This window comes from Klebsiella sp. I138 (genome assembly GCF_051131765.1).
Lineage (GTDB): Bacteria > Pseudomonadota > Gammaproteobacteria > Enterobacterales > Enterobacteriaceae > Klebsiella.
The window spans coordinates 3,431,817-3,457,732 of record NZ_CP180447.1 but is presented as its reverse complement, the minus strand read 5'-3'; the positions used below and the strand labels follow the sequence as shown (position 1 = coordinate 3,457,732).

Here is a 25,916-nt window from a genome sequence, read left to right as displayed (position 1 = left end):
GACTTACAGCACTCCCGTCAACGAACAAACAATGCTGATTGCGACAATCGATAGCAAAATCGTGGTGTAGCGCGGGCCTTTTTTCAGCAGATAGAAGTAGACGGCAAACACCGCCGCCAGCGGCAGCAGGCCAGGGGCAATGGAGTCGAGGATCTGCTGTACCACCACTTCAGAACCCTTCAGCGCACTTATTTTCAGCGGCGTGGTGATTTTGACGTAGCTTGCTGAGAGCGCCCCCATCATTATCAGGCCCAGAACGTTAGCGCCGTAGATAAGCTCTTTTATTCGCCCTCCTTGCAGCAAGCCGATAATGGAATCGCGCCCGAGGGTATAGCCTTTGTGCACCAGCCCGTAGCTTATCGCCATGGTAATAGCAGGGTAGAGAATCAGCGGGGCGATACCACCGAAGGCGCTACCGCTGGCAGCAAAAGGAATAAAGATAGCAATCAGTAGCGGCATGACCGCCGCCCAGATGATGGAGTCGCCCATCCCGGCCAGCGGTCCCATCAGACCCGTTTTGATACCGGTAATAGAGGCGTCGCTAATGGGTTCACCGCGGGTTTTCTGCTCTTCCATGGCGATAGCAATGCCCTGGATAACTGAACCGAATGTCTGCTCCGAGTTAAAGAAATTAAGATGGCGTGTCAGTGCTTCCGCTTGCTCCTCTTTTTCCGGATACAGCTTTTTGATTATTGGCGTCATGGAGGCGCAGAACACCAGGCTTTGCAGGCGTTCATAGGAGCTGGAGACTTCTGCCCCCAGCCAGTAAATCAGCCAGGCTTTGGTGATATCGGCTTTGGTTAACGCCCGGCTTTCGCGGGCGCGCTCAACCAGTTCATGTTGCATTACATCGCTACTCATCATGCTGCTCCTTCATTTTTGGCCAGGCCTTTAATCAGGAAGGCGACGCAGGTACCGAAAATAGCCATCGCCATGATGTCCACCTTCAGGTAGAGCACCGCAAAAAATCCGCCGATAAACCATGGCAGCAGGCTTTTCTTACCAATGACCATGATAGTGATGGCGAAACCCAGCGCAGGCAGAATGCCGCCCATGATTTCAAACGAGTGGGTCAGCCAACCAGGCATCAGTTTAAGGAATTTCTCAACGACGCTTTGGCCGAAAAAGTTTGCAGCAAAGACAACCGGGAAGCGCAGCACCAGCCCAAGCAGAGCCGGATAAATAAAGGCGCAGCGCATAATTCCCGCCATATTGGCGCTTTCGGCATGTTTATCGGCCATATGCACCCAGGCGGCGTTGAGCGTGCGGCGAAGCTGGTCGAGGAAAACCCCGATGACCCCGAACGGAATCGCAAGCGCAATAGCCAGATTAGGTTCCATACCGGCCTTAACGGCAATAGGAATCGCGATACAGGCGGCGAGAGCCGGGTCTGAAGGTACATTGCCACCCGGCGTGGAGGTCACGCCCAGGTAGACTAACTGCATGCCCGCCCCGATGATCATCGCGGTTTTCATATCGCCCAGCAGTAGACCGACGAAAACGGCAATGACAACGGGCTGTAACAACATGGCGGAGAAGGTATAGCCAAAACGTAATCGGGCGAACCAGTAATACAACCCCATCAGGCTCGCAAAAAGTAGAGTGTCCATAGTTTTTACCTGTTTATCAATTTGTTAGAATTTTTTCAGGATATCGTCCAGAGACTGTGGCTTATCTTCCGGGATAGTCTGGAAGGTCACCTGAATCCCGCTGTTTTTGAGCTCTTTGAGAATCCCCACGTCTTTTTCATCAAGCGTGATGTTCTGGAAGACCGCTTTGCGGTTCGGCCCGCCGCCCAGCCCACCAACCTGGATCGCTGGAACGTCAAATCCCTGCAGAGTGGCCTGCTGGATTGCCGTCAGCGACGGGAACAGCACCAGCACGTTGCCGTCACCGAGCTGGTTTTCTTTCCAGGCAGCGGCGAAGCTGGCGTTGCTGTAGCAGTCGACTTTGATGTTTGGTGGCGCGGCCATTAAATAGATGTTTTTCATGAACGGATCGGCATCCAGCTCATCGCTGACGACGGCAATACGATTGGCCTGTGACTGGCCGACCCACTTAGTGACAACCTGGCCGTGAATCAGACGGCTATCGATACGACATAAGACGATTTTTGCCATGATGGGCTCCTTAGTGATTTAACTGGTTCACGTGGGCGACGACGTCGCGACAGCTGCTGCGTCCGGCTTCGACCAGATCGTTCACGCAATGAGTGAGCGGGCCTCGTTCACGCCTGTCCAGCGCTTCCAGCAGCAGTGATGCATTGAGCCCACAAATAACGGCGATGGGATAGTCAGCGCTGAGTCTGGCGGCAACGTTGGACGTTGTGCCGCCAAGAAAGTCGGTCAGAATTAGCGACCCTTGCGGCATTGCCTTAACAACACTCTCAACTCGCTGATAAAACTCACCAAGCGTGTCGACCGGCATGAGCGCGATTTCGCTGACTCCTGCAATTTCGCCTGTCACCATGCGCAGGCTATCGCAAAGTTGCGTGCCCCAACCGCCGTGCGTCAGCAACAGAATTTGGGGTAACGGGGATGTAGGTTCAGTGGATGACAAAGTGGCCTCCTGGCGCCGAATCGTTGACGCAATAAAGAGAGCAAGGCGCGTGCCAGAGTTTGTGTCATCTACCGGATAGAGAGAGGCTGGCGGGCCGGGAAGCCACGCCAGTACAGAGATTAACTAAATAATAATTCGTAGATATAGATGTATTCCGCATCGGATAAACGAATGGCATAAGCCTCTTCTACCGGATGGAAAGCTGATTTGATGACACTAAACGCCTGCAGGTCCATATCGGGCCGCATTTCCAGCGCCATCTGTAACGGTTTACGGTTAATCACAATACGCTCGACCATACAGCAGCAGTGGATCAGGAAGCGTAGTGTCACCTGACGGTTGGGTGTGATAGCCAGCGATGTCCTGAGCTGGTTCAGGATCCCTTCCATCTCTTTTAAAATCCGCTGAGGATTGAGCACGGATATGTGATTGATGATGCTTTCCATGGTGAGTGCGCTGATGAATCTGGCCGAGCTACGCTCCATTTCCAGACGACGCTCGCTGCTTGAAAGGTCTGGGGTGAGGAGACTTAATACCAGTTCAGGACCCTGCTCGGAGAACAGTTCTTCCAGCGAGATAAAGGGAATATCAGGGAGGCCGGGCTGGAAGGTACCAACGATTCCCGCCAGCCGTTCATGTGCGCTGAGAGCCTGCTGAACCCGTTCCGGGCTACGCACTTCGGTATAATCAAGGATCACCATCCGGGTGTCCTGCGACATCAGTTCGCCAAAGCTTTCTTCCAGCACTTTTTTGATTTTTTCCGCCGTACCCATCCCGGTAATACAGGAAATAACCAGGACCTTTCCGGCGTTTTCCTGCTGGGGTGTGCACAGCTGGCTATTAATGCCTTTCTCCTGCATCAGCGTTGCCAGCTGCGGGAGTTCGCCTGTCTCATAACTGAGATCAAGGCCGATCTCCAGCAGGCTGGTCAGCGTAATATTTGGCATCAGCAGGACGTCAATCTGAAACAGTTTGCTGATCGTACTGCCAAAATGCACCAGCGATCCGATATCCACCATCAGGATCAATCGCTGCCAGCGTTTCGTCTCAATCAGCTGGATTAATTCCTCCAGGGTATCATGGACGGATTGCTCAAACGGCATATCGATAGCGTTGAACAGATCGCGCTCCAGCACCCGGTTGACGTACTGGGCCATGCTGGTGGCCGTGGTAGCGCCATGGGCAATGAGAATAACGCCGCAATCCGGGCTGGCGTTAATACGCTGGCGGTAATGGCGGCACTCTTTCAGGAATAAGCATAGCCAGACGACCTCGGTGGCCGGGCACTGGATATGCAGCAGGTCATTGATCTTTTTACAGAGCAATGTCGCATTGTCGTATTCATCTTTGCAGCGATCGAGGATCAGGCTTGATGAATAAAGCTGTGGGATCAAGCCGCGTTGAACGTAACTGATCAATGCGAGGAAATGTTTACGCAGTGGATTGACCAGATTTTCCGGCAGAGCGAAGCCAAGCACTTGCTCGACGTAGCCAATCAGCAAAGTCACGCGCTCTTCAATTTGGTCGCCATAACGCGGGGCGTGGGTCGTGTTGTCGCGGCTATAGAGGCCATACTCGAAAATCGAGCTAAGCTTATTCTTTAGGATCGCCAGCGTCTCTGCCGGAGGCACATTGCTGTTGCGCAGGTTAACGTATTCACGGGTCAGGAAGCTGTAGAACAGATCGCTCTCTTCAACACTATGCTCATCGGCGGCCGAGCTTTTAAGCTGCGGTAACGTACGAGCGTCAATATTCAGCAGCGTCCTGGCATTAAATAAGGCATCGACCAGGAGACGCTGCTCAGGCGTGGCATTGACGGGTCCATCCGTCAGCTTGCTGTCGAGCTGCAGCAACTCGTTATTCGCCGCCATACCGGATGCCCATGCCTGGGCACATAAAAACTGGATATCACTTTTTAACTGGCCGATGTTGCCTTCTAGCGGTTTATTTAACAGCCAGAGCAGCAGGGTTTTATCGATGCTCACCGTGCGTTCTATCTTACGGCTTTCTCGTTGTAAAAAGCCGATGATCAGCTCTATCTGTTCTTCCACCGAGCGCTGGCGGATACCGGGCAGATCGATGGTGACCTGAATGCGTCGCTGAAAAGTGCGTAATAGTGATGAATTGACAGGTTCAGTGGTAGCGCAGATTAGCCGCACGGCAATACTGCGTGAGGGGCCGCTGGCACCGAGCGGACGATACTCGCCTTTATCCAGTAGCGAGAAGAGCTTTTCTTGTCCCTCATAGGGCAGGCGATGGACTTCATCAAGCAACAGGTAGCCACCGTCGGCCTGTTCAATTAGCCCGGTCTTGTTTTCCGTTGCGCCGGTAAACGCCCCCTGGCGATGGCCGAACAGATGTGAAGAGAGCAGTTCCGGGTTATTGGCGTATTCCGCGCAGTTGAAATAGACCAGCGGCGGCAGTTTTTCCCCGGCATGTTCGCAGGCGTAGCGGTGCATGAGTTCGGCAAAAAAGGTTTTCCCCACGCCGGATGGGCCGGTAAGCAGCACGTGTAGCCCATGGGGATACAGTACTGCAGCTTTTCCCTTTTCAACGGCATCGTGCAGGCTGCGATCGTGGCCGATCAGTAAGGTAAAAGGATCGGCCATAGTATCGGGAGCGTGTTTTGGCAGAAGATCCGCGAGAGTCACAGGTTCGCGATCCGTCTCTGTTAGCTGGCGGTCAAGCAGCGTTTCCGTTGTACGTCGATGTAAAAAGTAGACCGGGCGCCCCCGGGTTTTGATAACCAGTCCGTCACTCCACAGCTGATTGAGGTCTTTACTTACGGAATTACGCGCCAGTCCGAGGTTAAAACCGATTTGCTCTGCGGTGAAGGTATTTGAGCCCTTCTCCAGGGAGTCTAACGTAACGGCCTGAGTCAGCCGCTCCAGTTCCCGCAGTACTATCTCAATACGTCTCATCTCGTTACCGGATTGGTGAAAAGGGATAAAGGTGGATAGTTGAGAACATACACGATTATGTCAGGTGAGAAAGAGACCGGGGGCGAAGTTGGCGGCCTCTCTGCGAGAAACCGCCGTTTCGGGGAGAACAGCGATAAGGGCAAACTTCCGCACGTTATGGCGTTCTCCCCAATGTTACGCGTTGAACGACTCCGCGCGCTGATGCACCGCAAACCCACGTTCGTCCGGCGCCAGATCCGGGCGCAAAGTCAGGGAAGGAATCAGGTAATCTCCGTGATTTTGCCTGCGGAAAGGGATAGGCGTCGTTTGCGCCAGCGTATCCAGCCGCTGGGCAAGCGCTGCGCGCTGCTCGGTGAAGCGCGGGCCGTCGGTTTTTTCCGTGCGGTAGAATACCACCGGCGGTAGCACGTCGAAGCCGGGGTAAAACAGCATGCCGTGCTGGATGGGGAAGAGAATGTCGTCGATGGGCCCGTTGATACCGCGCGGAGCGTAGTGCTCCTCCCAGCCGCCGGTGGTGACGATCAGCATCGCCCGTTTGCCCGCCAGCGTCCCTTCGCCATAGCGGTCGCCCCAATGGCTGTCGCTGTGTTCACCCACGCCGTAGGCAAATCCATAAGCATATACCCGGTCAATCCAGCCCTTCATTAAGGCCGGCATCGAGAACCACCACAGTGGGAACTGAAAAATCACCGTATCCGCCCACCGCAGTTTCTCTTGTTCCGCAACGATATCTGCTCTTTGAGTTCCTTGTTCAAAGGCGTGCTTCGAATCCAACGTGGTTCGGTAAATATCGTCTCGCGGTGGCGCGGTGCTGTCGTCGGCATCCAGCCCCGCTTTCCAGCCCATGGCGTACAAATCGGAGACCTGTACATCGTGGCCGCTATTTTGCAGATGCTGGACGGCAAAATCTTTCAGCGCACCGTTTAACGAACGTGGTTCGGGATGAGCATAAACCAGCAATACTTTCATGATAAAAACCTCTGAGCACGGGAAAACTGCAGAGTAGGGTGGTCGCCGCTATAGTAGAAATTAATAACTTAAATCTCAGGTATAGTCGTGATTAATTTACATTGTCTTGACCTCAATTTGCTGCGTACACTCAATGTGCTGTTAAGCGAGCACAACGTCACCCGTGCGGCGCAGCGGCTTAACCTGTCGCAGCCGTCGGTCAGCATTCAGCTTGCCAGGCTGCGGGAGATCTTCGCTGACCCGCTGCTGCTTCCGGGGCCGCGCGGTATGCTGCCCACCGCTCGTGGCGATGAACTGCGCGGACCGCTGCGAGATGCGCTCGCCGCGCTTGAGCTGGCGGTGGCACCGGCCAGCCATTTTGACCCGGCAACGGCGGTGCAGACCTGGCGGGTGGCGGCCACGGATTATATGGCCTCGGCGATGTTGCTCCCGGCGCTGCACGCGTTGCGTCTGGCCTCTCCCGGTAGCCGCCTGGCGGTCTTTGAACTGCAACCTTATCGGCTGGTGGCCCAGGCAGAACGGGATGACGCCGATCTGTTTTTCCATACCCGGGACGGCGCACCGCCGGAGCTGCATCAGCGGTTATTGTTCCGCGAACGCTATGTTCTGGCGGGCAGAACCGGGCATCCGGCGCTGCAATCTGCGCTAAGCCTGGAGCAGTTCTGCCAGCTGGAGCAGGTTATCGTCTCTCCGGACGGCGGTGGTTTTCTCGCGGCGACGGATACCGCCCTGGCCAATCTCGGGCGGGCGCGGCGGGTTGTCCTTTCGGTGCCACATTTCCTGTTTATGCTGGAAGCGCTGCGTAACAGCGAGCTGGTGGCTGTGGTGCCGGAGCGGCTGGTGCGTGGGACAAGCGGCCTGACGGTGGTTGATCCGCCGCTGGCGGTGGCCGGGTTTGATATGCTGATGCTGTGGCACGAACGCTGGCATCGTGACCCGGCCCATCAATGGCTGCGTCAGCAAATCGTGATGTCATTAGAGGATAAATCATGTTAAGCGGATTGAATCACCTGACTCTGGCGGTCAGCCAACTGCCGTTGAGCGTCGCGTTTTATCACCAGTTGCTGGGGATGAAGCTGCATGCCCGTTGGGATCGCGGAGCCTATCTTTCCTGCGGCGATCTGTGGCTGTGTCTGTCACTTGACCCGCAGCGGCGAGTCACCTCGCCGGAAGAGAGCGACTATACCCACTACGCATTTAACATTGCCGAAGCCGATTTCGCCGGGTTTGCCGCTCGACTGGACGTGGCTGGCGTGGCGGTGTGGAAGGTAAACCGCAGCGAAGGGGCATCGCATTATTTTCTCGACCCCGACGGCCACAAGCTGGAGCTGCACGTCGGCAGCCTCGCCCAGCGTCTGGTCGCTTGCCGGACGCAGCCATACAAAGGCATGGTGTTTTTTGGCGAGGACTAACAGACGACGCTGAGCCCGCAGCCCGGTTAGCGCAGCGCCACCGGGGAGATGGCCTGAAGCGATTTGGCGGCTGCTTCCCCGGAGGCGGCGCTTGCTGCGCCTGACCGGGCTATCGGCCCGATGAACCCGTAGCCCGGTCAGCGCAACGCCACCAGAAAGATTTATTGCGGGCGTTTATCCTTCCAGATTCAGCTCGATATTGCGTTTGAGTACCAGACGCATGATCACGTAATAGACCACGCCGACGGCCAGCCAGCTCAGACCGAGCACTTTCGCTTCGATATCCATTTCATAGATAACAAAGCCGATAATGCACAAACCCACCACCGGGAACAGCAGGTGCATCACCAGATTGCGCGATTTTTGGCGGATCAGGTAATGGTTTATCACGGCAACGTGCAAGACCAGAAAGCCCATTAACGCACCAAAATTCACCAGACGACTGAGATTATCTATATCACCGTAAAAATAGAGGCCAGAGATCAACGAAATAAGTGCCACAAACAGAGTACTGACGTAGGGAGTTTTCAGTCGAGGATGTACTTTTGCCAGCAGCTGAGGCAGCTGTTTATCTCGGGCCATCGCAAACAGAATACGTGAAACTGCCGCCTGTGCGACCAGCGCGTTGGCAATCCCCCAGGAGATCACCGTCGACCACATGGTGACGTACTTCAGCCAGCTGCCACCCGCCAGGTTTGCAGTATCGTAGAAGGCGGTATCGAGGCTACCAAATTTCATCCCCTGCGCCAGGTCGGCGGCAATCCAGGTCTGTAAAATAAATAGCGTACCGACCAGCATCAGCGCTCCCAATGATGCTTTGCCTACGGTATCAACACCGCCTTTGGTCTCTTCAGACAGCGTTGAAATACCGTCAAAGCCGAGGAAGGAAAGCACCGCGATGGAGACCGCTCCCATGACCAGCGGCAGGCTGAATTTATCAGCATTATAGAGGGGGTCGAGCGTCAGATGACCCGCCCCTGCACCGGAATAGAGTGCGACCAGCCCTAATACCACAAACACCGCAAGCACCACGATTTCTGCTATCAGGATGGTGTTGTTGGCGCGGGCGGTAAAGGTAATGCCGCGTAAATTGATCAGACTGTTAATCGCGATAAAACCAACGATCCACAGCCAGCCCGGTACGCCTGGTAGCATTGGCCCCAGTGCCGCGGCGCTGACGATATACAGCAGCGACGGCACCAGAATATAGTCCAGCAGGATAAGCCATCCGGCAAAAAAACCGACGACAGGATGAATGCCACGCTGGGCATAGGCGTAGACCGAACCTGAAACCGGGAAGGCTCGCGACATCGACCAGTAGCTCATGGCGGTAAAGAACATCGCCACCATCCCGATGAGATAGGCCAACGCGACCATCCCCTGCGCGCCATCCCAGACGTAGCCAAATACGCCAAACGGCGCGATCGGCACCATAAAAATCATGCCGTAAACCAGCAGGTCACGGAAGGTGAGCGCCCGATGCAGCTCCTGTTTGTAGCCGAACTGTTCGACGCTCATGCTTGTTCCCCTTCGATACACAGGGAAAGTTGTTCTGCGACCGTTTTGGGGAGTGCATATCGGCAGGTTTTAAGGGGGTCGACAACCTGACATATTTGCAGGTCGCCTGCGATGCTGAGTATGTTGATCGCCTCGGCAAGCGACAAATCCGTATTGTCGGCGATAAAATGCGCCATATTACGCGCAGCCAGAGCGGCGGCATCATCGAGCGTTAAGGCGGACGCAAGGGTGAAAATGGTCTCGTTGTTTTCCAGCATCGGTAACGGGAGGGCGCGATTTTTAACGACGCTCAGCTCAACCAGTACTTCACCTGGAATTTCCAGCCCGCAGACGGAGACTTCGCCATCGCCCATTGCGGCGTGTAAATCACCCAGGCCGAACAGTGCGCCAGGAACGTTGACTGGCAACCACAGAGTGCTGCCGGCAGTAATCATTTTACAGTCCATATTGCCGCCGTGGCTATCTGGCGTGCCGCAGGAGATGGCTTCGCCAGCAGGAGCGACACCGATAACGCCAACCATGGGGTTGAGCGGAACGCGCACATTGCCGGGCAATACGGCATGGTCATGTTCAATGGGAACGATCGTGACGGTAGGCGAGTGAAGTTCATCGCCAATCACGCCCAGTTGAGGGGCGGTAACCATCACCGCCTGTTGGGCCGTGAGGGTAATGCGTTTGATGCAGACCTTTAGCACATCACCCGGCTCGGCGCCTTCAATATAGACCGGCCCGCTGGCAGGGTTAATTCTCTGCCAGTCCAGTTCATTAAAAGCAGCGTCGGCGGAAGTAATTTGATCGGAGAAGCAGTCGCAGGTTTCAAACAGAACTTCGCTACCGCTGGCAACGCTGGCAACCGGAGTATTATGTTGCGACATGGCGTAAACCACCCGATCTTTGGTTATTCTCATGACTTTCATCCCAATTATAGTGTTGTGTTTTTATACTTAGAGTTTCCCTTATCGGGATAGGGTGAATGTATCGGGAATATAACAGGAAGGCAATTAGGTAAATGGCATGTTGTTATATATAATTATATTTATAAATCAATGCGTTACAATTTTATTGCGTGATGTTTTTTTTCCGTCTTATATATGGTTTTTTTAATAAATCATTTGTGTGTTGTTTTAATTTGAATTGCTATTTATATATTATTTAATGCTATTTATTAAATTTCCAGAATATTGCGCTATCAGCGATTTGTTTATGTCATTGACCCGTCGTGTGCCTTCGCTCATGACGTGGTTGCCCGTTATGCCGTAATGATGTTGTACCAATAAAAAGGGGGGAAGAAATCCCGGCGGCGGCGGTTGCCACGCCTGTCCGGGCTACTGGCCCGCGGCGGTGAACCCGTAGCCCGGTCAGCGTAGCGCCACCGGGGAGATGTCAGTTCGCTATGAAGGAAAAGTCATTCCATCGCCACTTTTATTGCCTCCCCCAGCTTCACCATCACCTCCCGGTGTTTCTCGATCGGCGGTAGCGCGCAGTTGATCCTTAAACAGTTGCGGTATTTCCCGGACGCTGAGAACAGTGAACCCGGCGCAACCTGGATTTTCAACTGGCACAGCTGCTTCGCGACGCAGACCATATCGACGTGCTCGGGGAGCTCAACCCACAGCATATAGCCGCCTTTCGGACGAGTGACGCAGATACCACAAGGAAAATACTCCCGCAGCCAACAGGTGTAGATCTCCATATTCCGTTGATAAATCTGCCGCATGCGCCGAACGTGGCGATGATAGTGGCCTTCGCGGATAAAGTTACAGGCGGCCAGTTGCGTTGACGGAACGTTGGTGCCGCTGGCGGCGTATTTCATCTGCAGCAGGCGATCGTAGTAACGCCCCGGCGCGATCCAACCGATGCGCAGGCCCGGTGCGATAGTTTTGGTAAACGAGCTGCAGAGCATCACCCGACCGTCGATATCCCATGAATGGAGAGTTCGTGGACGCGGGTAATCGGTAGCCAGTTCGCCATAAATATCATCCTCAAAAATGACGATATCGTGACGCTGGGCGAGAGTCAGTACCGCGCGCTTGCGGGCGTCTGGCATGATAAAGCCCTGCGGATTATTACAGTTGGGAACCAGGATCACCCCTTTGATCGGCCACTGCTCCAGCGCGAGTTCAAGCGCTTCGATGCTGATCCCGCTGTCCGGATCTGTCGGGATCTCAATGGCTTTGATCCCCAGTCCGCGCAGCAGCTGCATGGTGCCGTAATAGGTAGGGGATTCGACGGCGACGATATCTCCGGGCTGGCAGACGGACAGCAGGGCCAGCGACAGGGCGCTGTGGCAACCGCTGGTAATCACCAGATCGTTGGCGGTCACTACGGATCCGCCGTCCAGCATCAGGCGAGCGATTTGTTCGCGCAACTCACGACGTCCGGCCAGTTCATCGTAGTTGAGAACCTCGCTGAGATTATGTTGCACGACCCGGCTAAGCTCACGCCACAGTGGCTTCAGGCTGGGCTGGGTGACGTCCGGCGAGCCGCCGCCAAAGGGGATAATGGTTTTGTCGTTGCGCGCATCAAGCATGGTCAGCACCTGATCCCACTGGGTTATCTCCACCGGGCGCTGAACCGGACGCGACATCGGCGGAACCGGTGGCAGCGCCTTGCGCGGCGCGACAAAATAGCCGGAACGCGGCTGGGGGGTGATTAGCCGCTGCTGTTCCAGCGTCAGGTAGGCCTGCTGGACGGTACTGATGCTGACGCCGTGCTCCTGACTCAGACTGCGCACTGAAGGCAGCTTTTCGCCGTCGCGATACAGCCCTTGCTCAATACGTTCCGCCAGCAGGCTGGCCAGATGTTGGTAACGCGTCATGCTGTATCCCTTATTGTCGCCATACAGATAGATAAACCAGTACAGACTGGTGGAAAAAAAGCCACGCAGATATCGTTTTAGCTAATCTGTATGTTAAAGAAAAGTATTTTGTGCATCTGTATTGTTATGCCTCGAATCCGTGAAGATAAAGCCTCTGGCAAGGCGAGGAGGCAGAGGATGGAATTTCACGAGAACCGGGCAAGACAGCCATTTATCGGCTTTGTATTACTGGGGCGGATGGTTAAAAAATGGTGGCTTCGGCAGCAAACACGGCGGATTTTGCAGCGAATGAGCGACGAACAGCTGAAAGATGTCGGGCTGCGAAGGGATCAGGTCAATTAAAAAATGCGATTTTTTATCTGATATTACCCACTCATATCCCGGTCAGCGTGGCGCCACCGGGTTCTTCCCGGAGGCGGCGCTTGCCGCCTGTCCGGGCGACAGGTGCAAACCGGTATGCTCTCGCGGTCAGCGAGGAGTCATCGAGTAGATTCATTCACAATATTTATCAATTAATGCTTCCTCGTCCGCTGTTTCTTGATACTTACCCTGGTAAGTATTATTTTCTTCTCAGCTAACTGAGGAAAGAAACATGACCGAAGACGAACTGTTCGCCCGCCGCCCGATGGGGATGCGGATGGCGATGGTGGTACGCCAGTGGCGCGCGACCATCGACTCTGCCATCACCGATACCGGCCTGACCCAGTCAAGCTGGACGGTGCTGATGCAATTGCATCAGCTGGGGGATAACGTCTCGGTTAGCGAACTGGCGGAGGTGCAGGGTATTGAACTGCCGCCGCTGATGCGCACCCTCACGCAGCTCGAAAGCCAGGGCTATCTGGTGCGTTCGACATCGCCATATGACAAACGCATACGCCTGCTGACGCTGACGGCGGAGGGCCGGTCGATACTGGAAGAGCTAAACCGCGTGATTGAGACTTATCAAGCCCGCGTCACCCGGACTATTCCTGCGGCGGATCTCGCCACCTTCAGCGCCACCTTAAATCATATCGCCTGCAATTTGCGGACAATCCGCGAAGAAGATAACAAGATCTAAAAAATTATGATGACCCCTGAACAAAAGTTTGCCCGCTGGGTAAGGATAAGTATTGCCGCGTTCCTGGCGATATTCGCCTGGTTTATCGTTGCCGATATCTGGATCCCGCTGACGCCGGACTCGACCGTTATGCGGGTTGTAACGCCCGTTTCACCCCGGGTCTCTGGCTATGTGTCGCAAGTCTATGTGCACAACAACAGCCAGGTGAAAAAAGGAGACCTGCTTTACGAGCTGGACCCGACGCCGTTTATCAACAAAGTCCAGGCCGCGCAGATAGCCTTTGAACAGGCAAAGCTGAGCAATCAGCAGCTGGATGCCCAGCTTGCCGCTGCGCGGGCCAACCTGCGTACCGCGCAGTTCACTGCCCGTAACGATAAGGTGACTCTTGATCGTTACCAGCGGCTGAGCACCATGCAGAACGTTTCGCAAGCGGATCTCGATAAGGTCCGTACGACCTGGCAGACCAGTGAACAGTCGGTCAGCGCGCTCAATGCCAGTATTCAGAATCTGCTCATTCAGCGCGGGGAGCGCAATGATAGCCACAACGTGACGCTGCAAAAATATCGCAATGCGCTGGAAGAGGCACAGCTCAATCTGGCCTGGAGCAAGGTTCACGCCGAAACGGACGGGATGGTGAGCAACCTGCAGCTCAATCCGGGCCTGTATGTCACCGCCGCCACGCCGCTGCTGGCGCTGGTCAGCAACCATACTGACATCGTCGCCGATTTTCGCGAGAAGAGCCTGCGCCACACCGGGGTGAATACCGATGCCGCGGTGGTTTTCGATGCCCTACCGGGGAAAGTGTTTCCGGCGCACGTTACCAGCAGCGACGCCGGGATTCTTGCCGGTCAGGAGGAGGTTAACGGCCAGCTGTCGCAGCCGGAACAGTCTACCCGCTGGGTGCGCGATGCTCAGCGTATGCGTATTCATGTCGCTCTCGACGCGCCGCTGGAGAAAGCGCTGCCGACCGGCGCCCGTGCCACGGTTCAGCTCTATAACAGCGAAGGTCCGTTCGCCCGCACCTTTGCTGGCCTGCAGATCCATCTGGTGAGCCTGCTGCACTATGTCTATTAATACGCTGGCTCGCGTTTTCACGCCGCACGGTAATATCGTCTATACGGCGAATGATTTCCGCCAGACGCTGCGGATCGCCTTTGCCGGCATGATAGCGCTGAGTATCTCGACCTTCTACGATGTGCAGTATGGTGTTTTCTTCGTGGTTTATCCGCTGATGCTGCTGTCGCTGGTGCCGGTCTTTAATCGCCACGTGGCCAGGCAGTTTATCTTTAGTGCGGCGGTAAACTGCGTTGAAATGGTGCTTATTGTCGGCTATCTGTCGCAATGGCCAGTTGTTATGACGCTGGTGGTGTTTGGCCTCTACGTGATGCGTTTTCGCTTTATGAGCCAGGGGCCGCTGTTTCTGCTGGGGTCGATGGGCGTGGTCTGTCAGAGCACGATGCTCAACTTTATGAGCTATACCTCCAGCAACTGGCACACGCTGCTGTTTTCTAATATGGAAGCCTGCGTGATGGCGGTGGCGCTCAGCGCGTTAATGAATTACCTGATCCCGGACGTTGAACCGCGTAAGCCGCCGCTGCGGATTGAGAAAGACGCCGCCCGGGTGCGGCATGAGTCTCTGCTCTCCGGCACCGTCGCCACCCTGATTTTTGTGGTTTTCCAGATCTGCGATCTCAGCGATTCTCTTTCGGCACTGATGGCGGGCATCTTGATCCTGTTCCCGATGCACTATCGCGGCGCGGTGATCAGCTCATTATGGCGTGTGGTCGGGGTGGTGCTGTCCTGCCTGTATATTCTGGTGGTACAGCTGCTTATCTATGATTTCAGTAATCATATGGTATTGATGATGCCGTTGATTGGCCTGGGGCTGGCCTTTAGCGCTCGCCTGCACGTCATGGAAAAGGTTGGCGCCGGGGTGGGGTTCGCCAGCATTACTACCATCGGGATTATGTTCGGCCAGAACCTGCACCCGGACCAGGATCTGATCTTCAGCGATCTGTACCGCATCACCTCGGTGACCACCTCCCTGATCGTCACGCTGACGCTGGTCTTCCTCGTACACCGTATTCTGAACTGCTTTGCACCGACGCGGTTTGTGATTACCGATTAGCATCAACCCGGTCAGGCCATGCTGCCTGGCCGGGACGCGCTTTGCCCGGCGCTAATAGACCTTTTTCAAATCCATCTCTTCCTGAATGCGCTCGCTGTAGGCGACGTGGGTGCGGATCGCCTCCTCAATCCCGGCGTTATAGAACATCGGGCCGAGTTCTTTCGCAATAAAATCGACAAAGAATTCGGCGTCAAACTGTTCCAGCTCAAGGTCAAAATTCTTTTCACAGTATGTGCATAGCTTTTCACGAAGCAGCTCGCGCTCGCCGGGAGTCAGAGAGATATCAGCCATTTATGCTCCTTCCAGGGGCTCTGAATTTACCGAATAACAGTGGACCAAAGACTAGCTGGGGATCCAGCTATCCCAGGTGGGTAGCGGGCCGAGTTCCGCCACCAGAAAATCAATAAACGATCGTACTTTAGGATTGCTGTATTTGCTGGGGAAATAGAGCGCATACAACGCATGCGTTTCGCAGGCGATCGTACCATCAAGGATAAGCGGTGTGATCTCCTCTTTCTGAATATGATCGCCAATCAGGTAGGTTGGTAGATAGGCAACGCCTTGATCTTCCAGTACCGATTTTAACAGTACCAGGCTGCTGTTGGCCTGGATAGGCATGTGCAGCTTGAGCTGATGCGGGCGATCGTGCTCATCGGTCACCTTCAGGACCGGCGTCAAGCCGGGATAAACCAGGCAATCATGATTGACCAGATCGCTACGTCGTACCGGCATCCCTTTTTTAGCCAGGTAGCCGGGTGAAGCACAGTAGGCCCAGCGAATCGATACCAGTTTACGCATGGCGTAGTTTTGCGGCGGCGCGGTAGAGATGCGCAGAGCGATATCGAAGTCGGTTTCATTGAGGTTGACGAAATTATCGTTCAGATCAATATACAGGTTCACATCCGGGTACTGATGCCGATATTTATCCACCAGGTTGACCAGTCGGGAGTAACCAAAGGCAATAGAGCAGGTAATTCGTAATTCGCCCTGGGGGCTATGATAATAGCCGGAAGTCGTATTTAACGTATCATCAAACTCTTTTAGTAACTTATTGGCGCGATTAAACAGATATTGCCCGGCATCGGTCAATGTAATACTCCGGGTCGTGCGCTTAATTAATGTTGTTCCCAGCGTATCTTCCATTGCAGAAAGGCTTTTACTGACCGCAGAGGGCGAGACGTTAAGCTGCGCTGCGGCCTCAGATAATCCACCGCAGTCGACGATTTTGATAAAAAACTCCAGATGCTTGAGTGAAATTGGCACGCTCATTTTTTCCTTTAATTCACAAGTGATTTGCAAAAACGGTACGAATGAGCCGTTACATTCGTATCTTAAACATGTAACTATTGAATCACAGGAAACAACTTGCTGGCAAAATGAAAAAATAACAACTTAAGTGAGTTGCGTCACAAAATATAAGGAGGGGACGCAGAAAGTCATTAAATTGTGAATTTAATCTCATTTAATATAATTTTAATTAAAAGGTACCGGTTATGTGGTCACGACTCGAACCCTACAAATCTTCTATTATTTTATTAATTGCCCTGGTGATCGGCGGCCTGACAGGTATTTACGCCCCGGAACTGGCGAGTAAACTACAGCCTATAGGTCAGATCTTCCTCAACCTGTTATTCATGATTATTGTTCCGCTGGTGGGAATCAGCGTGATGTCGTCGATCGCCAGTATGACCGACCTGAAAAGGCTGGGACGCATTATGGCGATTATCTTTATTGTTTCGATCTCAATGGCCTTTATTCCCGCCGCCGGAATCGTCGCGCTCGCGCTATGGTACAACCCGGCGCAGGGCGTCACTATCGATCTGTCGCAATCGGTGCAGGCGGGCAGCGGCAAGATGGATTTTGTCAGCATGATCACCACCAGCGATTTTATCGGGCTGTTCTCAAAGTCCAATATTCTGGCGCTGATCGTGATGGCGATTATTGCCGGTGTGGCCATCGGGCAGTCGGATCAGGCGGGTAAACGCATTGCTTCGCTGCTGGAAGATGCCAATACCGTCATCATGAAGATCGTCTCGATCATTATGAAAGTCGCGCCAATTGGCCTGGGCTGTTACTTCGCCGCAACGATGGCCAGCCAGGACTCGGGACTGCTGCTGACCTTTGCCCGGGCGATAGGCCTGTTTATGGTTGCCACGCTGGTCTATTTTGTCTTCGGCTCGATTCTCTATTCCTGGATTGGCGGCGGTATGCCGGCGGTGAAAGCGTTCTGGCGCAATGCCGTCGAGCCGTCAGCGACCGCGCTCGGAACCTGTTCCTCCTTAGGGACGCTGCCCGTCACGCTGCGTGCCGGTAAAGCGATGGGCATTAACCCGGAAATTGTCGATGTCTCCATTCCGCTGCTGGTTAACCTGAATAAGGGCGGCGTGGCCATGATTGCCGCACTGAAGATCGTCTTTATCTATTCGGTACTGGGAATGGAGTTCACCACCGAGACGTTCTTCCTGACCATGCTGATCGCTGTACTCTCCGCCATTATCGTCGGCGGTGTACCGGGCGGCGCATTCCTTGGGGAAATCTTTATCGTTACCACGCTAGGGCTGCCGATGGAGGCGATCCCGATGCTGGTGGTGCTGGGCACCATTACCGATGCCCCGGCCACGCTGATCAACGTGATTCATGATTTGAACGCCGCACAGATTGTGGAGCGCTTCGCCGGAAAAAAGCAGGTGCAAGCTGAACTGAAACCCACGGCCGCAGCCATATAAGTTTCGCACGGATAAAAGGATGTCACAGGAGACGTTATGAAGAAGTCACTCAAGCTCGACACGCAGTTAATTATCGCCGGACGCGACAAACGCTACACCCAGGGAGCGGTGAACCCGGTTATCCAACGCGCCTCTTCACTGGTCTTTGATACGGTGAAAGATAAAAAATTTGCCACCGCCAATCGTGCCAACGGCGAGTTGTTCTATGGTCGTCGCGGGACTTACACCCATTTTGCGTTTCAACAAGCAATGAGTGAACTGGAAGGCGGCGTGGGCTGCGCCCTCTATCCGTGCGGCGCTGCGGCGGTGACCAACGCGATTCTGGCGTTTGTACAAAGCGGCGATCATATCCTGATGACCGGCGCGGCCTATGAGCCAACGCAGGATTTCTGCAACAAGATTCTCAGTAAATTCAATGTTGAAACGACTTATTATGATCCGTTAATTGGCGCAGACATTACCCGTCTGCTCCGTCCTGAAACGAAAGTGGTATTTTTGGAATCCCCCAGCTCGATCACCATGGAAGTCCAGGATGTGCCGGGAATGGTCAAAGCGATCCGCGCGGTGAATCCGGAGATCGTCATTATGATCGACAACACCTGGGCCGCGGGAGTGCTGTTTAAGGCGCTGGACTACGGCGTGGATATCTCTATTCAGGCTGGCACCAAGTACACCATTGGTCATTCGGACGCGATGCTGGGTACGGCGGTTTCCAACGCCCGCTGCTGGGATCGTCTGCGTGAAAACTCCTATCTGATGGGGCAGACGCTGGACGCGGATACCGCGTACAACGGCAGTCGGGGACTGCGCACGCTGGCGGTGCGTCTCAGACAGCATGAAGAGAGCAGTATTCACATTGCCCGCTGGCTGTCGGCGCGTCCGGAAGTGGCGCGGGTGAACCATCCGGCTTTAGCTGAGTGCCCGGGCCACGAATATTTTCAGCGGGACTTTACGGGCAGCTCTGGCCTGTTTTCCTTCGTATTGAAAAAGCGCCTGACTGACGAGCAGCTATCGGCGTTCCTCGATAATTTCTCGCTGTTCCATATGGCCTATTCCTGGGGTGGGTTCGAATCGCTGATTCTGGCGAACCAGCCGGAAGAGCTGAACAGTATCCGCCCGGCCGGTGATGTCGATTTTAGCGGGACGCTGGTCAGGGTGCATATTGGGCTGGAGGATATTGGTGATTTGATTGCCGATCTGGAGGCCGGGTTTACCCGTATCGGCTAATTGCAGGGCCCCGCCAACGCGCGGGGCCGCTTTTTTTCACTCGCTTAATGCAGAAACAGCGCCGGGAGCTGCGAGAACAGCCACAGCACCAGACCGATACTGCCGCCGACCAGAGTGCCGTTGATGCGGATAAACTGCAGGTCTTTGCCGATATTCAGTTCGATTTGCCGCGACATATCCCGCGCATCCCAGCTTTTAACCGTATCGCTGATATGGCGGGTCAGGAAGGCGGCGAACTCTGGCGCTACCCGATGGGCTGCCTGTTCCAGATGCTCGTTCAGCGACTCGCGTAGCGCTTCATCATGAATCAACGTTTCGCCAAACCACTGCCCGGCATCGGCAATCCGCTGTTGAATCTGCGAATCTTCGCGGGTGACATCGTTTTTAACCCACGCCCGTAGATCGGCCCACACCTCACCGAGATAGCGGTTAAACGTCTCATCATTTTTCAGATAAGCCTTTATGTTCTCAGCTTTTTCCGCCAGAAGCGGATCGGTTTTCAGGTTGTCGATCAGTTTTAGGGTTGCGCGATCGAACGCCTGGCGGATCTGATGGCTGCGATCCTGGGTGACCTCGTCGAGCAGCGTATTGACCGCGTCGGTGACCATTTCCGCGCTGTGCTCGCCCAGCCATTCGGTAGGCAGAATTTTGGCTTTCAGCGGGTGCTCGGTCTCCAGCCAGTGGACTATCCCACGGGCAATAAAGGCGCGTGAACTGTCGCGCTGCAGCAGCGCAATAAGTTGGGTAATCAGCGAGTCCAGCAGTTTCTGATGGCGATTGTTACGGGTTAACCCCTCCAGCATCATGGCGCTGGTCTGCGTCAGGTCGACCTTATCGATAGCCTTGTGCACCGCCCGACGCAACAGACGCTGGATGCGGGCATCATCGGTTAGCTCCAGGAAACCACTCATGACCTGCAGCAGATGATGGCCCACCCGCCGGGCGTTTGCCGGCTGGCTGAACCAGTTACCGAGCATCAGGGCCGGTTCGTAGCGGCGGATGAGCGCCACCAGCGAGGGCGTATCGAGAAATTTTTCCTGCACGAAATAGCCGAGGTTATCGGCGATCCTGTCTTTGTTCCGCGGAATAATCGCCGTGTGTCGGGAGATAAACGGCAGGGGAATACGGCGAAACAGGGCCACCACCGCGAACCAGTCAGCCAGCGCCCCGACCATCGCCGCTTCGGAGATGGCCTTCAGTGCACTGACCCATGGCGCGGGTGGTAGCAGCAACGTCGTAATAAAAATGGCGACTGCAATCAGCAGCAGCGACAGCGCCAGCAGTTTGGCGCGTTTCAGTTCAGCGAGTTTTTCCATAGGTTTAAGCATATAACCTGACGGCGGACTCATGCAAAAACTGCCACACAATCCACAGGCCGAAACCCATCAGCACCGCGCCAGCGACTCGCTCAACGCGCCAGATCAGGCCGGAAAGGCGGCGCTGGACGGGCACAAGTGCGACCAGCGAGACCAGCCACAGATCCCAGAGCAGCACCACGCCGACCATCCAGATACCGCAGCTTGTTTGCTGGAGCAGGGTGACATCGGGCCCGAGCAGAGACGTCATCAGCGCCAGATAAAACAGCGCGTTTTTGGGATTGAGTAATGAAGAACCCAGCCCCAGCAGCAGCTGCCTGCCCGGTGATGGAAGGGGGAGTTGTGTGGTTTGCCATTCCAGCGTGGCCGGGCGACTTTTCAGCAGCTGGCGGCCAATCCACAGCAGATATGCGGCGCCCAGCAGCTCGACCACGGTAAACAGCAGTGGGGCCTGGCGCAGTACGCCCCAGCCGATAATCGCCAGCAGAATGTACAGCCCGTTTCCGGCGGCAATACCGATGCACAGGCCCACGCTGCCGCGTAGACGATAGCGGATGGCGTAGCCCAGCAGTAAAAAGAAATCCGGCCCTGGACTGAGCAGAGCGACGAAGTGGGAGAGCGCCAGCGCGGGAAACGCGGGTGGGAACAACAGCGTAAGCATGTCCATAGCAACCTCTGAAAGAACCGGAGATCAGCCTATGGCAACCTGTGCGCTATTTATTGTCTGATATTGATCGGCCAAGCGCGTACTGGCGCGGTGTGGCGGCGGTATAGCTGACAAAGGTTTTATGGAAATGGCTCTGGTCGGCAAAGCCGGCCTGGTAGCCGACGTCGGCTATCTCATCCCCCGCGCGCAGGCGTGTTTTGGCAAATTCGATGCGTGCCATATTCATAAAGCTGGCGGGCGTCAGGCCGGTATCTTGCTTAAAGGTGCGAATCAACGTCTCTTTACGCAGGGCAAACTCGTGGGCCAGCGCGTCGAGAGAGGGCGGTTGCTGGAGATCGACCGCCAGGCGACTGAAGAGCTGAGCGCTGGTAGCCCGCAGCGGCGATGGCGGGGTGGCACACAGCGCAAGCCTCCGGAGTAATTGTGCAACCCGTTCAGGCAGTTCAGCCGTCTTTTGCTGTGCCATCAGCGCCACAATCTGCTGATAGTGTTCGAAAAGCTCACGATCGCGGATCACGGGATGAAGCGTGTTCAGCTGCGCATGGCGAGGAATATGCGGCAGCTGTTGCCGACACCACGCGATGTCGAGGTACAGCATATGATAACTGCGCGGCCGCCCGTCGCGCGGGTTGCAGCTGTGCGGCGTGTGCGCCGGGATAATAATCAGATCCCCCGGCTGCAGCAGATAGGTTTGCCCGTCGGAGTGACAGCAGGTTTCCCCGGCGATAATCGCCCCGATCGACAGCTGTGAATGGCGGTGGCGTTTATAAGCCTGACGGCTTTGCCGGGTACTGCGCAGCTCCAGCCAGGGCAGCTTTTCGTCGCGCCAGAAGGTTTGCGCAATGTCACGCGGGTGGCTCACGGTAGGCTCCTTAGCTGAGGGGATGGCTCGTTTATAGCACGCCTGCTCGGGGCTGTCTTCGGTCTGGTCTCGTGAATTTCTGCGAGCAGGCTGCAGAAAATATGTCGTTATTACCGCCGAGGAAAAAGTGTTTCCGGCCCGGCTCGTAAACCCTGGAACGGTGAAGTGTCTCCAGACTTGCCAGCAGGTAGAGTTGCGGTAATTATCCGTTGCACGGGCAGATCACAATGAAAAAAGCGCAACGTCGACGCCGCATGATGCGGTCTTTAAGCGATTTTTGCGGCACCAGGATACGGCCCGAGATTTTCTCGATATCCATCTGCCTGCTTCGCTACGCCGATGTGCTGTGGTCGCTAAAAACAACCGCTGGCGACGGCTATATTTATGTCGTCATAGAGCACCAAAGTTCGCTGGACGCGCATATGGCGTTCCGGCTGATGCGTTATGCCATTGCCGCTATGCAACGCCATCTCGATGCCGGACATCAGCGCCTGCCGCTGGTGATACCGATGCTGTTCTATCACGGTATCGCGACCCCGTATCCTCACTCGTTATGCTGGCTTGATGATTTCAGCCATCCGGCTGAGGCCCATGAACTATATGCTACGGCTTTTCCGCTGGTGGATATCACGGTGATCCCGGATGACGAGATAGCCCGACACCGCCGTGTCGCGCTGCTGGAGTTCATGCAAAAACATATCCGCCAGCGCGATCTGTCGGGGTTAACCGAGCCGCTCACTTTCATTTTGGTTAAGGAATATACTAATGACAGCCAGTTGAAAACGCTGTTTAATGACCGGGTGCATTCCGGCGACATTCGCCATTTTGGCCAGTTTATTCAGTAACTTGCCCGACGGGTACCGCAACATAAGGAGGCGTTGATGACGATTGCGGAAAGACTTCGTGAAGTAGGACGCAGAAAAGGGAAGCAGGAAGGACGGCTTGAAGGCCAGCGCGCGGAAGCCGTGCGTATTGCTCGTACCCTGCAGGCGGAGGGACTTGCGCTGGAGATGGTACTGCGCATTACCGGCCTGACTGAAGAAGAGATAACCACCGCGAAACGCTAATCACGCCCTCCTCTTATTCGTCGGTCTGGCTTTTGTCGATAACACACTTGTTAAGCATTTTCCGCCGGGTATTGCCGGGCGATCTCTGTCCAGAATCCTCCGTATATACCTAACTTTACCCGCATGATTAGCCATCTCAACTACCCTTAATACCCTGAGCAGTATTTATGACTACGTAAATAGCGATAACAAGGAGACATACGATATGGCTTATCAGACGGTGAATCCTGCAAATAATCAGCTGATTAAAGAATATGCCCCGCACAGCGATGCGGACGTCGAAGCGGCGCTGCAGAAGGCAGACGCGCTTTACCATTCTGCGTGGTCGAAGGGCGATATCGACCAGCGCTTACCCGTTTTGCACAGGCTGGCGGATCTTATCGACAGCCGGGTTGAAGAACTGGCGAAAATTGCCAGCCAGGAGATGGGGAAACTGATTGCGCAAAGCCGCGGCGAAGTGAAGCTCAGTGCGCACATTGCCCGCTACTATGCCGATAACGCAAAACGGTTTCTGGCGCCGGTGAAGTATCCCTCCGATGCTGGTGAGGCCTGGGTTGAACACCATCCCATCGGTGTGCTGATGGCCGTTGAACCGTGGAACTTTCCTTACTACCAGCTGATGCGGGTTCTGGCGCCGAACCTGGCGGCCGGGAATCCGGTTATCGCCAAGCATGCCAGTATTGTGCCGCATTGTGCTGAAACCTTCGCTCATCTGGTTCGTGAGGCGGGGGCGCCGGAAGGGGCGTGGACCAATCTGTTCATCTCCCAGGATCAGGTGGCGAAAATCATCGCCGACGATCGCGTCCAGGGTGCGGCGCTGACCGGTTCGGAAAAGGCCGGCAGCGTGGTGGCATCTCAGGCGGCAAAATACCTCAAAAAAGCGACTCTTGAACTGGGCGGCAATGATGTGTTTGTGGTCCTGGACGATGCCAGCCTCGACAAGGCGGTGAAGACTGGCGTGCAGGCGCGGCTCAACAACGCCGGCCAGGTCTGTACCGCGGCGAAGCGATTTATCCTGCACGAGCGAATCGCCGATGCCTTTATGAGCCAGTTTACCGAGGCGTTTAAGCAGGTGACGATGGGTGACCCGCTGGATGAAAGGACTACGCTGGGGCCGCTGTCTTCTCAAGATGCGCTTAAGACACTGACCAGGCAGGTCAACGATGCGCTGAAAAACGGTGCCACGCTGCACCTTGGCGGTAAGCCGGCGCAGCGGGAAGGCTGCTTCTTTGAACCGACGATTCTGACCGGCATCACGCGGCAGAACCCGGCATACTTTGAAGAGTTTTTCGGCCCGGTAGCGCAAATCTACGTGGTGAAAGATGATGATGAGGCGGTGAAACTGGCGAACGATTCCCACTATGGCCTCGGTGGGGCGATCTTTAGCCAGGATATTGAACGGGCGAAACGAATGGCCTCGCGAATAGAGACCGGGATGGTCTACATCAACTGGCTAACCGACACCGCCCCTGAGCTGCCGTTTGGCGGCGTGAAACGCTCCGGCTTCGGCCGCGAGCTGTCCGATCTGGGGATTAAAGAATTTGTGAACCAGAAGCTGGTGGTGGTGCGCCGCTAAGCTCCCCCCGGGAGCGCTATACTTGCCGGGGCTACGTTAGCATGTTGGTTTTGTCGGCCCGGTAAGCACTGCGCCACCGGGCATTTTTTCGGGCAGCGTCGTACTGACCTGGGCGACGAAGAGTGCGCTGTTATTTACGCAATCCGGCAAACGCTGCACGAATCTCCTCTTCCGGCAAATTAATACCGATAAAGACCAGCGTGCTGTGCGGAGGCTCATCGCCCCACGGGCGATCCCAGTCGGCGCTGTATAAGCGCTGAACGCCCTGAAACAGCAGGCGATTCGGCTCGCCATCAATCCACAGCATCCCTTTATAGCGCATCAACTGTTCGGCGAAAGAGAGCAGCAGATTTTCCATTACCCTGGAGACTGCGCTGATATCGACCGGGTAATCCAGCTCGACCACGATGGACGAGACATCGTTTTGCTTATCGGCGATAAAGTGGAAGCGCGGTGTGCTGCTCACGACGTTCTCTTCCAGCATAAAGCCGCTGGTATTAAACAGCAGACTCAGGTTGATGTCGCCGTAAGTTACGGTATAAACCGGCGCCCGGGCGTTGATTCGTGCCAGTCGTTGGCGCAGGGCATCGCTGTTGCCCGCGACATCGGTTTTGGTCAGCAGAATACGGTCGGCGTAGCCCACCTGCGACTGGGCGATGGTGAACTGGTTCATCTGCTGGTCGGCATGGACCGCATCCACCAGCGCAATCACGCCATCCAGCAGATAGCGTTCGCAGAGCACTTCATGGGAGAAAAAGGTCTGAATAATCGGGCCGGGGTCGGCCATGCCGGTGCACTCAATCACCAGCCGGTCAAAATCAATATCGCCGCGGTCGCGGCTGTCGAGCAGATCGAGCAGCGTATCTTCCAGCTCATTGGAGCGGGTGCAGCAGATGCAGCCGTTGGTCAGGGTTTTGATCTGCGTGGCGCGGTCGCCAATCAGCTGATCGTCTACGGAGACTTCGCCGAATTCGTTTTCGATGACGGCAATTTTAAAGCCGTGCTGCTCATTGAGAATATGGCGCAGCAGGGTGGTTTTGCCCGCGCCAAGAAAACCGGTCAACAGGGTGACTGCAATCGGTGCCATTTTTGC

Annotated in this window: 24 protein-coding genes and 1 pseudogene; 10 read left to right on the top strand and 15 right to left on the bottom strand. The window is 55.2% G+C overall.

All coding sequences use genetic code 11. The features are described from left to right. Positions 1-3 precede the first annotated feature (3 nt). The 6 genes from ACMYSK_RS16125 to ACMYSK_RS16100 all read right to left on the bottom strand — a co-directional run bounded on the left by ACMYSK_RS16125 (position 4) and on the right by ACMYSK_RS16100 (position 6,449). Positions 4-864: a PTS system mannose/fructose/sorbose family transporter subunit IID gene (locus tag ACMYSK_RS16125; protein WP_434636829.1), complete on the bottom strand. Its 861-nt coding sequence runs from the start codon at positions 862-864 to the stop codon at positions 4-6. After that, entirely contained in the window at positions 861-1,610 is a 750-nt protein-coding gene (locus ACMYSK_RS16120; RefSeq protein ID WP_434636826.1) for a PTS mannose/fructose/sorbose/N-acetylgalactosamine transporter subunit IIC, read from the bottom strand. Before ACMYSK_RS16120 ends, ACMYSK_RS16125 begins: the two co-directional genes overlap by 4 nt. Before the next feature lie 24 nt (positions 1,611-1,634). Further along, complete coding sequence (locus ACMYSK_RS16115) at positions 1,635-2,120, bottom strand: PTS system mannose/fructose/N-acetylgalactosamine-transporter subunit IIB (RefSeq protein ID WP_434636824.1); 486 nt, start codon at positions 2,118-2,120, stop codon at positions 1,635-1,637. 10 nt (positions 2,121-2,130) lie between these two features. Next, on the bottom strand, positions 2,131-2,559 hold the full coding sequence (locus ACMYSK_RS16110) for a PTS sugar transporter subunit IIA (RefSeq protein WP_434636822.1): 429 nt from the start codon (positions 2,557-2,559) through the stop codon (positions 2,131-2,133). A 119-nt stretch (positions 2,560-2,678) separates the two neighbouring features. Then, positions 2,679-5,480 carry a transcriptional regulator DagR gene (gene dagR / locus ACMYSK_RS16105; protein ID WP_434636819.1) on the bottom strand — a complete coding sequence of 934 codons (2,802 nt, stop codon included), beginning with the start codon at positions 5,478-5,480 and terminating at the stop codon, positions 2,679-2,681. Positions 5,481-5,654: 174 nt separating this feature from the next. Then, positions 5,655-6,449 carry an NAD(P)H-dependent oxidoreductase gene (locus ACMYSK_RS16100; RefSeq protein WP_434636817.1) on the bottom strand — a complete coding sequence of 265 codons (795 nt, stop codon included), beginning with the start codon at positions 6,447-6,449 and terminating at the stop codon, positions 5,655-5,657. Positions 6,450-6,536: 87 nt separating this feature from the next. Between ACMYSK_RS16100 and ACMYSK_RS16095 the strand changes: the two genes are divergently transcribed. Together ACMYSK_RS16095 and ACMYSK_RS16090 are read left to right on the top strand one after the other, a co-directional pair. After that, a complete protein-coding gene (locus ACMYSK_RS16095) occupies positions 6,537-7,445 on the top strand; it encodes a LysR family transcriptional regulator (RefSeq protein WP_434636815.1) in 909 nt (302 codons plus the stop codon). Beyond that, complete coding sequence (locus ACMYSK_RS16090) at positions 7,439-7,861, top strand: FosA family fosfomycin resistance glutathione transferase (protein ID WP_434636813.1); 423 nt, start codon at positions 7,439-7,441, stop codon at positions 7,859-7,861. The genes ACMYSK_RS16095 and ACMYSK_RS16090 overlap by 7 nt, the downstream gene beginning before the upstream one ends. 174 nt (positions 7,862-8,035) lie before the next feature. Here ACMYSK_RS16090 and ACMYSK_RS16085 read toward each other — a convergent pair whose 3' ends face one another. From ACMYSK_RS16085 to ACMYSK_RS16075, 3 genes are all read right to left on the bottom strand, one after another. After that, positions 8,036-9,379, bottom strand: coding sequence for an APC family permease (locus ACMYSK_RS16085; RefSeq protein WP_434636811.1), 1,344 nt, complete (start codon positions 9,377-9,379; stop codon positions 8,036-8,038). Further along, complete coding sequence (locus ACMYSK_RS16080; RefSeq protein WP_434636810.1) at positions 9,376-10,287, bottom strand: acetamidase/formamidase family protein; 912 nt, start codon at positions 10,285-10,287, stop codon at positions 9,376-9,378. The genes ACMYSK_RS16085 and ACMYSK_RS16080 overlap by 4 nt, the downstream gene beginning before the upstream one ends. 497 nt (positions 10,288-10,784) lie before the next feature. Beyond that, a complete protein-coding gene (locus tag ACMYSK_RS16075; protein ID WP_434636808.1) occupies positions 10,785-12,197 on the bottom strand; it encodes a PLP-dependent aminotransferase family protein in 1,413 nt (470 codons plus the stop codon). A gap of 177 nt (positions 12,198-12,374) precedes the next feature. Between ACMYSK_RS16075 and ACMYSK_RS16070 the strand changes: the two genes are divergently transcribed. The 4 genes from ACMYSK_RS16070 to ACMYSK_RS16055 all read left to right on the top strand — a co-directional run bounded on the left by ACMYSK_RS16070 (position 12,375) and on the right by ACMYSK_RS16055 (position 15,382). Further along, positions 12,375-12,539: a DUF1127 domain-containing protein gene (locus tag ACMYSK_RS16070; protein WP_434636806.1), complete on the top strand. Its 165-nt coding sequence runs from the start codon at positions 12,375-12,377 to the stop codon at positions 12,537-12,539. Between the two features lie 250 nt (positions 12,540-12,789). Next, complete coding sequence (locus ACMYSK_RS16065; protein ID WP_434636804.1) at positions 12,790-13,254, top strand: MarR family winged helix-turn-helix transcriptional regulator; 465 nt, start codon at positions 12,790-12,792, stop codon at positions 13,252-13,254. Positions 13,255-13,260: 6 nt separating this feature from the next. After that, complete coding sequence (locus tag ACMYSK_RS16060) at positions 13,261-14,328, top strand: HlyD family secretion protein (protein WP_434636802.1); 1,068 nt, start codon at positions 13,261-13,263, stop codon at positions 14,326-14,328. After that, complete coding sequence (locus ACMYSK_RS16055) at positions 14,318-15,382, top strand: DUF2955 domain-containing protein (RefSeq protein WP_434636800.1); 1,065 nt, start codon at positions 14,318-14,320, stop codon at positions 15,380-15,382. Before ACMYSK_RS16060 ends, ACMYSK_RS16055 begins: the two co-directional genes overlap by 11 nt. Positions 15,383-15,433: 51 nt before the next feature. On the opposite strand, the gene ACMYSK_RS16050 is transcribed toward ACMYSK_RS16055, so the two are convergent. Together ACMYSK_RS16050 and ACMYSK_RS16045 are read right to left on the bottom strand one after the other, a co-directional pair. Beyond that, the gene (locus ACMYSK_RS16050; protein WP_434636798.1) at positions 15,434-15,673 is read right to left on the bottom strand and encodes a DUF2164 domain-containing protein; all 240 of its coding nucleotides are present in this window, start codon (positions 15,671-15,673) and stop codon (positions 15,434-15,436) included. 51 nt (positions 15,674-15,724) lie between these two features. Next, positions 15,725-16,651, bottom strand: a complete 927-nt coding sequence (locus ACMYSK_RS16045; protein ID WP_434636796.1) for a LysR family transcriptional regulator — start codon at positions 16,649-16,651, stop codon at positions 15,725-15,727. A 224-nt stretch (positions 16,652-16,875) separates the two neighbouring features. Between ACMYSK_RS16045 and ACMYSK_RS16040 the strand changes: the two genes are divergently transcribed. Both ACMYSK_RS16040 and metC read left to right on the top strand, forming a co-directional pair. Continuing rightward, entirely contained in the window at positions 16,876-18,108 is a 1,233-nt protein-coding gene (locus ACMYSK_RS16040) for a dicarboxylate/amino acid:cation symporter (protein WP_434636793.1), read from the top strand. Between the two features lie 36 nt (positions 18,109-18,144). Further along, complete coding sequence (metC, locus tag ACMYSK_RS16035; RefSeq protein ID WP_434636791.1) at positions 18,145-19,335, top strand: cystathionine beta-lyase; 1,191 nt, start codon at positions 18,145-18,147, stop codon at positions 19,333-19,335. A gap of 44 nt (positions 19,336-19,379) precedes the next feature. On the opposite strand, the gene ACMYSK_RS16030 is transcribed toward metC, so the two are convergent. From ACMYSK_RS16030 to ACMYSK_RS16020, 3 genes are read right to left on the bottom strand one after another with little or no spacing between them, the layout of a single operon-like run. Further along, positions 19,380-20,663, bottom strand: a complete 1,284-nt coding sequence (locus ACMYSK_RS16030; RefSeq protein WP_434636789.1) for a DUF445 domain-containing protein — start codon at positions 20,661-20,663, stop codon at positions 19,380-19,382. Continuing rightward, the gene (locus ACMYSK_RS16025; RefSeq protein WP_434636787.1) at positions 20,656-21,318 is read right to left on the bottom strand and encodes a LysE family translocator; all 663 of its coding nucleotides are present in this window, start codon (positions 21,316-21,318) and stop codon (positions 20,656-20,658) included. Before ACMYSK_RS16025 ends, ACMYSK_RS16030 begins: the two co-directional genes overlap by 8 nt. A 46-nt stretch (positions 21,319-21,364) precedes the next feature. Then, entirely contained in the window at positions 21,365-22,180 is an 816-nt protein-coding gene (locus tag ACMYSK_RS16020; protein ID WP_434636784.1) for an AraC family transcriptional regulator, read from the bottom strand. Positions 22,181-22,457: 277 nt separating this feature from the next. On the opposite strand from ACMYSK_RS16020, the pseudogene ACMYSK_RS16015 reads away from it, so the two are divergent. Both ACMYSK_RS16015 and ACMYSK_RS16010 read left to right on the top strand, forming a co-directional pair. Then, a pseudogene (locus tag ACMYSK_RS16015) lies at positions 22,458-23,247 on the top strand (Rpn family recombination-promoting nuclease/putative transposase). A gap of 205 nt (positions 23,248-23,452) precedes the next feature. Then, positions 23,453-24,823, top strand: coding sequence for an NAD-dependent succinate-semialdehyde dehydrogenase (locus ACMYSK_RS16010; protein WP_434636782.1), 1,371 nt, complete (start codon positions 23,453-23,455; stop codon positions 24,821-24,823). 130 nt (positions 24,824-24,953) lie between these two features. Here ACMYSK_RS16010 and yjiA read toward each other — a convergent pair whose 3' ends face one another. Next, complete coding sequence (yjiA, locus tag ACMYSK_RS16005) at positions 24,954-25,910, bottom strand: GTPase (protein ID WP_434636780.1); 957 nt, start codon at positions 25,908-25,910, stop codon at positions 24,954-24,956. Positions 25,911-25,916: the final 6 nt, after the last annotated feature.